Annotated in this window: 10 protein-coding genes, 1 tRNA gene and 1 pseudogene; 7 read left to right on the top strand and 5 right to left on the bottom strand. The window is 69.3% G+C overall.

Going from position 1 to position 12,348, the window contains the following annotated elements; translation table 11 throughout:
* Nucleotides 1-256 precede the first annotated feature (256 nt).
* Nucleotides 257-673, bottom strand: coding sequence for a hypothetical protein (locus E1298_RS16070; protein WP_131893953.1), 417 nt, complete (start codon nt 671-673; stop codon nt 257-259).
* 467 nt (nt 674-1,140) lie between these two features.
* Here E1298_RS16070 and E1298_RS16075 point away from each other — a divergent pair, with 467 nt between their 5' ends.
* Nucleotides 1,141-1,470, top strand: coding sequence for a tyrosine-type recombinase/integrase (locus E1298_RS16075; protein ID WP_131893955.1), 330 nt, complete (start codon nt 1,141-1,143; stop codon nt 1,468-1,470).
* Between the two features lie 92 nt (nt 1,471-1,562).
* Here E1298_RS16075 and E1298_RS16080 read toward each other — a convergent pair.
* Nucleotides 1,563-1,633: transfer RNA gene (locus tag E1298_RS16080), tRNA-Gly, on the bottom strand.
* A gap of 99 nt (nt 1,634-1,732) precedes the next feature.
* Here E1298_RS16080 and dcd point away from each other — a divergent pair.
* The 4 genes and pseudogenes from dcd (at nt 1,733) to E1298_RS16100 (ending at nt 5,506) form a co-directional block, all read left to right on the top strand.
* Nucleotides 1,733-2,308, top strand: a complete 576-nt coding sequence (gene dcd / locus E1298_RS16085) for a dCTP deaminase (protein WP_165975484.1) — start codon at nt 1,733-1,735, stop codon at nt 2,306-2,308.
* Nucleotides 2,309-2,481: 173 nt separating this feature from the next.
* On the top strand, nt 2,482-3,726 hold the full coding sequence (locus tag E1298_RS16090) for a quaternary amine ABC transporter ATP-binding protein (protein WP_131893957.1): 1,245 nt from the start codon (nt 2,482-2,484) through the stop codon (nt 3,724-3,726).
* A gap of 163 nt (nt 3,727-3,889) precedes the next feature.
* Nucleotides 3,890-4,597, top strand: a pseudogene (locus tag E1298_RS16095) (ABC transporter permease); the annotation flags it as partial.
* 30 nt (nt 4,598-4,627) lie between these two features.
* The gene (locus tag E1298_RS16100; RefSeq protein ID WP_131893961.1) at nt 4,628-5,506 is read left to right on the top strand and encodes a glycine betaine ABC transporter substrate-binding protein; all 879 of its coding nucleotides are present in this window, start codon (nt 4,628-4,630) and stop codon (nt 5,504-5,506) included.
* 55 nt (nt 5,507-5,561) lie between these two features.
* On the opposite strand, the gene E1298_RS16105 is transcribed toward E1298_RS16100, so the two are convergent.
* Both E1298_RS16105 and E1298_RS16110 read right to left on the bottom strand, forming a co-directional pair.
* Nucleotides 5,562-6,335: a ZIP family metal transporter gene (locus E1298_RS16105; protein WP_131893963.1), complete on the bottom strand. Its 774-nt coding sequence runs from the start codon at nt 6,333-6,335 to the stop codon at nt 5,562-5,564.
* Nucleotides 6,336-6,480: 145 nt separating this feature from the next.
* On the bottom strand, nt 6,481-8,628 hold the full coding sequence (locus E1298_RS16110; protein ID WP_243725614.1) for a (Fe-S)-binding protein: 2,148 nt from the start codon (nt 8,626-8,628) through the stop codon (nt 6,481-6,483).
* 178 nt (nt 8,629-8,806) lie between these two features.
* On the opposite strand from E1298_RS16110, the gene E1298_RS16115 reads away from it, so the two are divergent.
* Nucleotides 8,807-9,400, top strand: coding sequence for a TIGR03086 family metal-binding protein (locus E1298_RS16115; RefSeq protein WP_131893965.1), 594 nt, complete (start codon nt 8,807-8,809; stop codon nt 9,398-9,400).
* A gap of 3 nt (nt 9,401-9,403) precedes the next feature.
* On the opposite strand, the gene E1298_RS16120 is transcribed toward E1298_RS16115, so the two are convergent.
* Nucleotides 9,404-10,612, bottom strand: a complete 1,209-nt coding sequence (locus E1298_RS16120) for an acetyl-CoA C-acetyltransferase (RefSeq protein WP_131893967.1) — start codon at nt 10,610-10,612, stop codon at nt 9,404-9,406.
* A gap of 133 nt (nt 10,613-10,745) precedes the next feature.
* Here E1298_RS16120 and E1298_RS16125 point away from each other — a divergent pair, with 133 nt between their 5' ends.
* Nucleotides 10,746-12,293, top strand: a complete 1,548-nt coding sequence (locus E1298_RS16125; protein WP_131893969.1) for a 3-hydroxyacyl-CoA dehydrogenase — start codon at nt 10,746-10,748, stop codon at nt 12,291-12,293.
* The last annotated feature ends 55 nt before the right edge of the window (nt 12,294-12,348 follow it).

Genomic DNA, 12,348 nt, shown 5'->3' on the forward strand with positions numbered 1-12,348 from the left:
CCGGCAGCGGGTAGCAACGGCTCAAGCTGCGCCCACGCCCGATCAGTCAACTCACCACCACGCACCACAGACGATCATCCAACCGGACCAGCACCCGCAACACGATCATTTATCAGACACCGCCTAGCACCCACACCCTCCCGGGGGGCGCTCCCGCGCGTACAGCGAGACGACGTGACAGACGGGTTCGCGCGGGCGTGCCCTCTGGCACGCGGGGTACAGGGGCCGCGAGGCTCCCGCTTCGCGCACGCTTAACTTACCTGCCGCTGCCGTACGACTCGTAGCCGAGGAACTCACCAAAGCCGTCCCGAAGCCATGCGGGACTTCCCCACCGCCCGCCATGTTCCGGCGAACCCTCGTAGGCGATCTCCAAGAAGCTGCCTTCCCGATCGTCCATCAGGCCGAGCCTCCGATTCCTGCTGTACAGGAAGAGTGAAACGCTGATGTCAGGCTTCCCATCGCTGAAGTCCATCCCCAGCACTCCGTCCCAGCACAACTGGAAGCCGTTGCCTTGTGGGGGCGAACTACGGATACTGCAGCAGAACCCCGGTACCTCGTCGTTCAAACACTCGTCCATAGGAGTCACCAGCTCGACTTGCTCCTCCAACAACGTGCTCAACTCCGCGACGAGCCGGGTGATCCACCCCGGCCGGGGATCCTCTTTGCCGATCATCCGGTACGCCTCCCGAGCCACTGGTGAAGGTCATGGTGCCTACGCTGACCGTAGGCGGCCGCGCCCGGCGACGCGAGACAATATCGTCCCGGACAGAGCGTCTGTCCAGCTCACAGAGCTGAGCGCAAGCGAGCCCGCGCTATCTGTTCGAACCAAACCTCACTGCCCCTAGACGCACCCCGGAGCATGACCCACTGCCTCATCCCACCTGTTGACATTGCGCCACGGACTGACGCACAAGGCACTTCCCGACCCGTCCTGCGCGATGACCTCAGCGCCCCCGCCGACCTGAGCCGTGACGGTCGGCCGCGTGCACTCTGAGCAACAGGTCAGCGGGGACGGATGAGCGACGGCGATCATCTCAACTATGCGCGTGCCGGCTACTCGCCGGCACGTCCCTCCCGTCCTTCGACCCGCCCCAACCTTCTCAAGGCACCGCACACGGGAGAACCGCATGAGCAAGGCACATCAAGGGCAGGCCACCGCGGCGAAGCGGCTTCAACAAGCTCACCCGGCGGAGCCACGTGGCCGGCGCGCTGGGCGCGCCGACCCTGCATTTCCACGACCTTCGCCACACGGGCAACACCCTCGCCGCGGACATGGGCGTCTCGCTGCGGAACCTGATGGCGCGCATGGGGCACGACAACGAGCGGGCCGCACTGCGCTACCAGCACAGGTCGGCCAAGGGTGTTCGCGCCATCGCGGACGGCCTTGATGCGCTCGTCCGGGCCGAGCACGACCAGGACGGAGACGACGATGACGAGGGAACGGGGGGCGTTCTGGTTCCGGTGGCCTAATGGCACATTAATGGCACGCGGGCCCGCGTAGGGCTCCGGAAGGATCAAGGCCCAGGTTGGGATCTACATCCTGACCTGGGCCTTTGTGCGGGAGCGGGTGACGGGAATCGAACCCGCGCTGTCAGCTTGGGAAGCTGAAGTTCTACCATTGAACTACACCCGCGTGGTGGCGGTGGGGGCCGCCGCTCGGACATCGTACCGGAAAGTCGGTGGGGGTGTGGCGGTGCGCGGGTGGGTGCGCGGGGCCGGTAGCTTTTCTGGCGTGCTGCTCTCCGATCGCGACATCAGGTCCGAGCTCGAGTCTGGACGGGTGAAGATCGACCCGTATGAGCCGGGCATGGTCCAGCCGTCCAGTGTGGATGTGAGGCTGGACCGGTACTTCCGGGTGTTCGAGAACCACAAGTATCCGCACATCGATCCCGCTGTGGAGCAGAGCGATCTGACGCGGCTGGTGGAGGTGGACGCGGACGAGGCGTTCGTGCTGCATCCGGGGGAGTTCGTGCTCGCGTCGACGTATGAGGTGTTCGGGCTGCCGGACGATCTGGCGGCGCGGCTGGAGGGGAAGTCGAGTCTGGGGCGGCTGGGGCTGCTGACGCATTCGACGGCGGGGTGGATCGATCCGGGGTTCGGCGGGCATGTGACGCTGGAGCTGTCGAACGTGGCGACGCTGCCGATCAAGTTGTGGCCGGGGATGAAGATCGGGCAGATGTGCCTGTTCAGGACGAGCTCGCCGGCGGAGTACCCGTACGGGTCGGAGAAGTACGGGTCGCGGTACCAGGATCAGCGGGGGCCGACGCCTTCGCGGTCGTACCTGAACTTCCATCGGACGAGGGTCTGACGGGGTGACGCAGATCACCAAAAGATGAAACATCTTCTCGGGACGGGTAGTTTCGATCGACGCACGCCCTCGGCGTCCGGTTGACACGTTCTTTTCGTTAGTTGCGTCGCGTCCGGGCGCCTTCCTGTACGCGACACGTTTCCGCGCCTGCCGTGGGAACACGAAAGGAGATCGTGTCCATACTGCGCGCGGAAAGCGTTACCAAGCTCTTCGGTCGTCGGGCCGGGGAGGCACAGCGAAAACTTGGGGCGGGGGCGGATCCTGAGGAGATCCGGGCGCTGGGCGTCACCCCCGCCGTCGTGGACGCCACGTTCGAGGTCCGGCAGGGCGAGATCTTCGTGGTCATGGGCCTGTCGGGGTCGGGCAAGTCGACCCTGATCCGGATGCTGAACGGCCTGCTGGAGGCCACGTCGGGGACCGTGGAGATCGACGGACAGGACATCGCGAAGCTGGCGGCCAAGGAGCTGCGGGCGTTGCGGCAGAACAAGGTCAGCATGGTCTTCCAGCATTTCGCGCTCTTCCCGCACCGGACGGTGCTGGCGAACGCCGCCTACGGGTTGGAGGTGCGCGGCGTTCCGAAGGAGGAACGCGAGGGCAAGGCCCGGGAGTTCCTGGGGCTCGTGGGGCTGAGCGGGTTGGAGGACAAGCTTCCCGGTCAGCTTTCCGGCGGGATGAAGCAGCGGGTCGGGCTCGCGAGGGCTCTGGTGGCGGGCACCGACATCATCTTGATGGACGAGGCGTTCAGCGCCCTGGACCCGCTGATCCGGCGGGAGGTGCAGGATCTGCTGCTGGATCTTCAGGGGCGGTTCGGGAAGACGATCGTCTTCATCACGCATGACCTGAACGAGGCCATGCGGATCGGCGACCGCATCGCGGTGATGCGCGAGGGAAGGATCGTGCAGATCGGTACGGCCGAGGAGATCCTGACGGACCCGGCGAACGACTATGTCGCCCAGTTCGTCGCGGATGTGGACCGTACCAGGGTGCTGACGGCCAGCTCCGTGATGGAGAAGCCGCTGGTCACGGTGCCGGCGAACACGGGGCCGCGGACGGCGCTGCGCACGATGCGCGAGCACCAGACGTCGGCGGCGTTCGTGGTCGGGCGGGACCGGAGGCTGGTCGGGAAGGTCACGGCCACGACGATCGCGGACGCGGTGCGGGACGGCGTGCAGACGCTGGACGGGCTGCTGGACCCCGAGGACCTGGAGCCGGTGGCGCCGGACACCCCCGTGGCCGAGCTGTTCGCCCGGTGCGCCGAGAGCGACCTTCCGGTGCCCGTGGCGGACGAGGCGGGGACGCTGCTGGGCGTGATCCCGCGGGTGACGCTGCTCGCGGCGCTCGGGGCCATCAACACGCATGTCGAAGAGGTGCTCGAACCGGAGCTGGCACTGACGAAGGAGGGCGGGAGCGATGACTGATCGCGTGCTCGCGAGCGACCTGCCCCGGGTGCCGGTGGGCGATGGGTTCGACGACCTGGTCACCTGGTGCACCGATAATCTCGGGTGGCTTTTCGACGGGATCGGCTCGGCGATCGAGTCGACCGTCAACGGTTTGACGGACGTGCTGAACGTCCTGCCGCCGCTGGTGCTGACGCTGGTGCTGGCGTTGCTCGCCCTGTTCCTGAGGGGCTGGAAGCTCGGGGTGTTCACGCTCCTCGGCTTCGGCCTGATCGAGAGCATGGAGCTGTGGGAGCCGGCGATGGACTCGCTGGCCCTGGTGCTGGTGTCCGCGGTGGTGTCGGTGGTGATATCGATTCCGGTCGGTATCGCGGCGGCGCGCAGCGACCTGGTGAGCCGGGTCACCCGGCCGGTGCTGGACCTGATGCAGACGATGCCGGCGTTCGTGTACCTGATCCCCGCGATCTTCTTCTTCAGCATCGGCGTGGTGCCGGGCGTGGTCGCGACGGTGATCTTCTCGCTGCCGCCGGGGGTGCGGCTGACCGAGCTCGGGATCCGCGGTGTGGATCCGGAGATGGTCGAGGCGGGCGAGGCGTTCGGCACGCCGCCGAACCGGATCCTGACCCGGATCCAGATCCCGCTGGCGATGCCGTCGATCATGGCCGGCGTCAACCAGCTGATCATGCTGTCGCTGTCGATGGTCGTGATCGCGGGCATGGTCGGCGCGGGCGGCCTCGGCGGCGAGGTGCTGGAGGGCATCAACCGGGTGGACGTCGCCAAGGGTTTCGAGGGCGGCGTCGCCGTCGTCGTCCTGGCGATCTTCCTCGACCGGATCACCGGGGCGCTGGGCGACCGCACGACCGTGTCGCGCGCCATGGCGAACATCATCTGACCTCTTTTGCAGGACGACGAAAGGACGGGCATGGCCCTCAAGTTCAAGGGTTTGACGATCGCGGCGGTGACGCTGTCGCTGGGGTTGGGCGTCGCGGCGTGCGACGGTTCCAAGAAGAAGGACGACAAGAACCTCACCATCGGCGTGGTCTCCGGATGGGCCGAGGGAGAGGCCGCGACGGCGCTCTGGAAGAAGCTCCTGACCGACAAGGGCTACAAGGTCGACGTCAAGTCCCTCGACACCGGGCCGCTCTACACCGGCATGGCGAAGGGCGACGTGGACCTGTTCATCGACTCCTGGCTGCCGGGCACCCACGAGGACTACTGGAAGCAGTACGGCAAGAAGCTGGAGAAGGTCGGCGTCTGGTACGACAAGGCGCCGCTGACGATCGCGGTGCCGAACTACTCGCCGCTGAAGTCGCTCGCCGACCTCAAGGGCAAGGGCGGCCAGTACGGCGGCAAGATCGTCGGCATCGAGAAGAGCTCGGGCCTGTACCGGGTGTCGCAGGAGAAGATGCTGCCCGCGTACGGGTTGAAGGACGAGTACAAGGTGACGACGTCGTCCACGGCGGCCATGCTCACCGAGCTGAAGAAGGCCACGGACGCGAAGAAGGACATCGTCGTCACGCTGTGGCGCCCGCACTGGGCGTACACGAAGTTCCCCATCCGCGACCTCCAGGACCCGAAGGTCGCGATGGGCCAGCCGGACGGCATCAACACCGTCGCCCGCAAGGACTTCACCAAGGACCAGCCGGAGGTCGCGGGCTGGCTGAAGAAGTTCAGGATGGACGACAAGCAGCTGGGCACGCTGGAGGACCTGATCGAGAACAAGTACAAGGGGCAGCCCGACCAGGCGGTCGCCGAGTGGTTGAAGACGAACGCGGGGTTCGCGCAGTCCATGACGGGCTGAGCTTTATTCGGAACGTTCCGATATGGGGCCGTCCGGGTGTCCGGGCGGCCCTGCTTCATTCCGCGAGGCCGACGCTGACCATCACCACGAGCAGCCCGAACCCGGTCGCGGCCAGCGTCATCACGCGCGGGTGCCCGCTGTGCGCCTCGGGGAGGATCTCGGCGGCGGCGAGGTAGAGCAGGACCCCGGCGAAGAGGCCGAGGTAGGGCCCCAGAAGCGACTCCGGGACGTTGATCAGCAGGGTGAGCGCGGCCCCGGCGATCGGGGCGACGGCGTCGGCGAACAGCAGGACCAGGGCGGGACGCCGGTCGCCGCCGCCCAGCGAGGCGGCGGTGAAGGTGTTGAACCCGTCCGCGAAGTCGTGCGTGATCACGGCCAGCGCGACGAACACCCCGACCTCCGTCCCGGACTGGAAGCCGAGGCCGATGCTGAGGCCGTCCACGAGGCTGTGGCCGACGAGCGCGCAGGCGGCGAGCAGCCCGACGCGTCCCTGCGGGCCGGTCCCGCCGTGGGCGTGGCCGGCGGACGGGCCGTGGGCGTGGACGTGCGGCGCGTACTCGTCCTCGTGGGCCCGGTGGATCGCCACGCTCTGCTCCACCACGTGCAGCAGGACGAAGCCGCACGCGAATCCGATCATGGGTCCGGGGACGCCGAGCGGCCGTCCGCCGGACATCTCCAGCGACTCGGGGATCAGGTCGAACGCGACGACGCCCAGCATCAGCCCGCCCGCCAGCCCGAGGACGAGGTGCCGGTGGTCGCGGACCCGCATCGCGGCCAGCCCACCGGCCAGGGTCATCAGGAAGGCGAGGACGGACACGAGCACGGCCATCCCATGGTCATACCAGCAGGTGGGGTGGGGCCGCCTCCCCCGGCGCCCATGATCCTCTACAAAACGCTTGACCCGGGACGGTCCTGGGCAAAACGCGCGGCCCCGGCCCCCGCCGGGAGCGGGGAACCGGGGCCGGGACGGACGTCTACTCGGCGGCGACCGGCTCCTTGGCCGGTGCGGTGCCTTCGCCCTTGATGGAGCGGATCAGGAGCTGGGAGACGTCGACGACTTCCAGGGTCTCCTTGGCGGCGCCTTCGTTCTTCTTCTCGTTGATGGCGTCGCCGAGCATGACCAGGCAGAACGGGCAGGCGGTGGAGACGGTGTCGGGATCGGTGGCCAGCGCCTCGTCCACGCGTTCGGTGTTGATGCGCTTGCCGATGCGCTCTTCCATCCACATCCGGGCGCCGCCCGCGCCGCAGCAGAACCCGCGGTCCTTGTGCCGGTGCATCTCCTTGGTCTTGACGCCCGGGACGGTGGCCATGATGTCGCGGGGCTGCTTGTAGACCTTGTTGTGGCGGCCCAGGAAGCAGGGGTCGTGGTAGGTGATGTTCTCCTCGATCGGCGCGACCGGGGTCAGCCTGCCCTCCTCCACCAGGTGGGCCAGGAGCTGGGTGTGGTGGACGACCTCGTAGGTCCCGCCGAGCTGGGGATACTCGTTGGCCAGGGTGTTGAAGCAGTGCGGGCAGGTCGCGACGATCTTCTTGGCGCCCGCGTCGTTGAGGGTCTCGACGTTCTGCTGGACGAGCATCTGGAAGACGAACTCCATGCCCAGGCGGCGGGCCGGGTCACCGGTGCACGCCTCCATCGGGCCGAGGACGGCGAACTTCACGCCCGCGATGTGCAGAAGTTCGGCGACGGCCTTGGTGGTCTTCTTGGCGCGGTCCTCCAGGGCACCGGCGCAGCCGACCCAGAACAGGTACTCGGTGTCCTCGGAGAGCTTGTCGTCGACGACCTCGACCTCGAAGTCCAGCTCGGAGATCCAGTCCAGGCGCTTGGTCTCCGACATCCCCCACGGGTTGCCCTTGTTCTCCAGGTTCTTCAGCATCACCCCGGCCTCGGACGGGAACGACGACTCGATCATGACCTGGAAGCGGCGCATGTCCAGGATGTGGTCGATGTGCTCGATGTCGACCGGGCACTGCTCCACGCAGGCGCCGCAGTTGGTGCACGACCACAGCACGTCGGGGTGGATGACGCCGTCGTCGGCGACCAGCGCGCGGTCCACCTGCATGGCGGCCTTCTGCTCGTCGGTGAACTTCTCCCGCTGCTCCTCCGACGCGGTGAAGTAGGGGGCCTTCGCCAGGGCGTGGTCGCGCAGTTCCAGGATCACCATCTTCGGCGACAGCGGCTTGCCGGTGTTCCAGGCCGGGCACTGGGACTGGCAGCGACCGCACTCGGTGCAGGTCGCCATGTCCAGGAAGCCCTTCCAGGTGAAGTCCTCGATCTTTCCGCGGCCGAAGACGTCCTCGTCCGGGTCGGCCTCCTCGAAGTCCAGCGGCTTGCCGTCCGACATCATCGGCTGCACCGCGCCCAGCCCGTCGGGGCGGCGCTTGAACATCACGTTCAGGGGCGCGAGGAAGATGTGCAGGTGCTTGGAGTGGACGACGAACACCAGGAAGATCAGCGCGACCGCGATGTGGGCCAGCAGGCCGACCGACTCCAGCACTTCCAGGGTGTCGTGGGACAGCCCGTCGAACAGGTGGCCGACCGCGTAGGAGAAGTAGGCGCCCTTGCCGTAGTCGAGGTTGCCCGACGCCCGTTCGAGGCCGCGGAAGAAGAACATCGTCCAGATCACGTTGAAGATCATGAACAGCGTGATCCAGGCGCCGGACAGGTGCGAGCCCTTGAACCGGGACTTGCGGCCGATCCGCTTGGGGGAGTTCTTGATCCGGATCGCGGTGAACACGGCCAGGCCGAGGGCGCAGGCCAGGGCGATGGTGTCCTGGACGAACCCGATCGGCGCCCAGGTCTGCAGCCCGGGGATGTGCTTGTCCAGCCCGAACAGCAGCGCGACCGCGGCCTCCAGGTACACGGTGGCCAGCAGGAAGAACGCCCACATGACCGCCGCGTGCGCGGCCCCGGCCACCGACCACTTCAGCAGTTTGCGCTGGCCCAGGACCTCGGTGACCTGGCCCTCGACGTCGCCCTTCTTGTCCCGCTTGACCTGGAGCACCCGCTCGGGATCGGGCTGCCCGCTCCGGGCGATCGCGTACAGGAACATCACCCGCCGTCCGGCGAGCGCCAGCGTGACCGCCGTTCCGGCGAGCCCAATGACCAACGTGATCCAGAACACTGTTCCGTCCTCCTGGGGTACGGCGATGGCAGTCAGCGTAGGGCTCGCGACAGACTGCGCTTCATCCGGGGCCCGAATACTACTCGGTAGTAGCTTATGCGAGATTCGCGGCACCGATGAGTATCGGGCGGTCCCGGAGTCTGCACCAGCAAGGACCCGCATCTCGAAGGAGCCAGCGATGACCTCGACCCCCGACCTCGTCCCCGCCGTCCGGCGGCTGTCCGGAGTGCTCGCCGGCGTGCGCGACTCCGATCTCGCCGCCCCCACGCCGTGCGAGGACTACACCGTCGGCGATCTCGCCGATCACGTGGGCGGCCTGACGCTGGCGTTCACGTGGGCCGCCGAGAAGAAGTGGCCGGACGGATCGCGGGGCGGGCCGTCCGGCGACGCCTCGCGCCTGGAGCCCGACTGGCGTGCCCGCTTCACCGAGCGCCTCGACGCTCTCGCCGCGGCCTGGCGCGTCCCGGACGCCTGGCAGGGCATGACGGAGGCCGGCGGCGTCCCGCTGCCGGGCGGGGTCGCGGGGCTGGTCGCGCTGAACGAGCTCGTCGTCCACGGCTGGGACCTCGCGCGGGCCACCGGGCAGCCCTACGACTGCGGCCAGGCCGAGCTCGACGCCTGCCTGTCGTTCGTCGAGCAGGCGGCACAGGACGGTGACGGCGGCTCCGACGGCCCCTTCGGCCCCGCGCGCGAGGTGCCGGACGCCGCCGCGCCGCTCGACCGCCTGGTCGCCCTCACCGGGCGGGACCCGTCCTGGACCCCGCCCCGGTAGTCGTCAGATCTTCTCGAAGACGGCGGCGAGGCCCTGGCCGCCGCCGATGCACATGGTCTCCAGGCCGTAGCGGACGTCGCGGCGCTGCATCTCGCGGGCCAGCGTCGCGAGGATCCGCGCGCCGGTGGCGCCGACGGGGTGGCCGAGGGAGATACCGGAGCCGTGGACGTTGACCCGGTCCCAGTCGGCGTCCTTGAGGCCCCATTCGCGGGAGACGGCGAGGACCTGCGCGGCGAACGCCTCGTTCAGCTCGATCAGGCCGAGGTCGGCGAGGGCGAGCCCGGCCGCGTCCAGCGCCCGCGCGGTGGCGGGGACGGGGCCGATGCCCATGGTGCGCGGCGGGACGCCCGCACGGGCCCACGACACGAGGCGGACGAGGGGGCGCAGGCCCAGCTCGGCGGCGCGCTCGGGGGTCGTGACGACGCAGGCGGCGGCCGCGTCGTTCTGGCCGCTGGCGTTCCCGGCGGTGACGGTGGCCTGGTCGTCGCTCTTGCCGAGGATCGGGCGGAGCTTCGCCAGCCCCTCGACGGAGGTGTCGGGACGCGGGTGCTCGTCGGTGTCCACGACCGTGTCGCCCTTCCGCGACCGGACGGTCACCGGGACGATCTCCTCGGCGAAGACACCGGACCGCTGGGCCGCGACGGCGCGCTGGTGGGAGCGGACGGACAGCTCGTCCTGCTCCTCGCGGCCGATGCCGTACTCGCGCCGCAGGTTCTCGGCGGTCTCCAGCATCCCGCCCGGAACGGGGAAGTTGGCGCCGCCGGCGGTGACGCGGCCCCGGGCGAGCGCGTCGCGCAGCTCCAGCCCGGGCCCGCGGATGCCCCAGCGCGCCTCGGTCGTGTAGAAGGGCGCGTTGCTCATGCTCTCCGTGCCGCCCGCGATGACCACGTCGCTGACGCCGGTCTGGATCTGCATGGCCGCGTTCAGGACGGCCTGGAGGCCGGAACCGCATCGCCGGTCGACCTGGGTGCCGCCGACCTCGACGGGCAGCCCGGCGTCGAGCGCGGCGACGCGTCCGATCGCGGGAGCGTCGGCGTTGGGGTTGCAGTTGCCGAGGATGACCTCGTCGATCGCGTCGCCGGGCAGGCCGGTGCGCTCCACCAGTGCCTTGATGACGGTGGCGGCCAGCTCGGTGGGCGTGACGGACTGGAACACTCCGCCGAACCGGCCGATCGGGGTACGCAGCGGCTCGCAGATCACCGCGTCGCGCATGGTGGGCTCCTCAGGTCGATCAGGTGGGGCACTCCGAAGGCTACGACGCCGCTTGTGGAGGCCGGTCACCGGCCTTCCGTCCAGCGGAGGGTTGAATGCGGGGGGACGGGCACGGGCGAGCGAGGAGACGGCGATGGAGCAGTGGGCGGAGCGGGCGACGACGGTCCGGGTGATCGGCACCGGGGCGATGGGGCGCGGGATCGCGCAGTTCGCGGCGGCGGGCGGGCTGACCGTGGAGCTGGCCGACGCGCGGATGGACGCCGTGGTCGGCGCGGTCGAGTACGTCGGCGGGATGTTCGACCGGCTCGCGGCCAAGGGCCGGATGACCGGGGACGAGGCCGCCGCGGCCAAGGCGCGGCTGCGTCCGGTCGGCGAGCCGCTGACGCCGTTCCAGGACTGCGATCTCGTGATCGAGGCCGTCCGGGAGGACCTGGAGACCAAGCGGGAGCTGTTCGCGGCGCTGGAGAAGGTCGTGCCGGAGCACACGCTGCTGGCGACCAACACCAGTTCGCTGCCGGTGACGGCGATCGGCGCGGCGCTGGCCGACCCGGGCCGGCTCGTGGGCCTGCACTTCTTCAACCCGGTGCCGCTGATGCGGCTGGTCGAGGTGATCCCCGGCGCGCGGACGGCCGGGTGGGTCCCGGACGCGCTGTCCGATCTCGTCCGGCGCCTCGGCCACGAACCCGTGCGCGCACCGGACGCGCCGGGCTTCCTCGTCAACCACGCTGGGCGCGGCCTTGTCACCGAGGCCATGCAGATCCTGTCGGAGGGCGCCGCCGAGCCGGTGGACATCGACCGCATCGCGCGCGACGTCCTCGGCCTGAAGATGGGGCCGTGCGAGCTTCTCGACCTGACCGGGCTGGACGTGTCTCACCCGGTGATGGAGAGCATCTGGACGGGCTTCTACACCGAGCCGCGGTTCCGCCCGTCCAGGATCACGCGGGCACGGCTGGAGGCGGGGCTGCTCGGCCGTAAGACCGGCGAGGGTTTTTACACGTACAAGGACGGCGCCAAGCAGGAGCCTCCGGAGGTCACCGCTCCGACCGTGGAACCGCGTCCGGTGTGGGTTCACGGCCAGGAGACGGGCGTCCGGGAGGGGCTGGGCGCGCTTCTCTCCGAGGCGGGCGTGGACGTGGAGTCCGGCGAACGGCCGTCCGACCAGGCGATCGTGCTCGTCGCGCCGTTCGGACGGAGCGTCGTGGACATCGTCCAGGCCGAGGAGTTTCCCGCCGAGCGCACCTTGGGCGTCGACCCGTTCGGCGGGTTCTTCACCCGGCTCACCCTTGTCGTGCACCCAGGCGTGGACAGGGAGACGGGTCGCGCGGCGCTCGCAGGCCTCATCGCGACAGGACGGCCCGTGACCGTCGTCCGGGACGCGCCCGCTCCCGTCGCGCAGCGCCTCCTCGCGTCGATCGTGAACGTCGGCTGCGGTATCGCCGAGCAGCGCCTCGCCCGGCCCGCCGACATCGACACCGGCGTCCGGCTCGGCCTCGGCTACCCGCGTGGCCCGCTGGAGTGGGGCGACAACGCGGGTGCCGGCCGCGTCCTGGACATCCTGCGCGGGCTGAACGCCTCCACCGGCGACCCGCGCTACCGTCCGAGCACCTGGCTGACGGAAAGGGCGGCGCTCGGCCTATCGCTCACCGAGACCGGCACCGCCCCCTCCGACCTGTCGGCGTAGGCACCGACGCGTCCGACCCGTACAGACCTGCGCCGCACGGGCCGGACGAGCCGGA

Source organism: Actinomadura rubrisoli, assembly GCF_004349215.1.
Lineage (GTDB): Bacteria > Actinomycetota > Actinomycetes > Streptosporangiales > Streptosporangiaceae > Spirillospora > Spirillospora rubrisoli.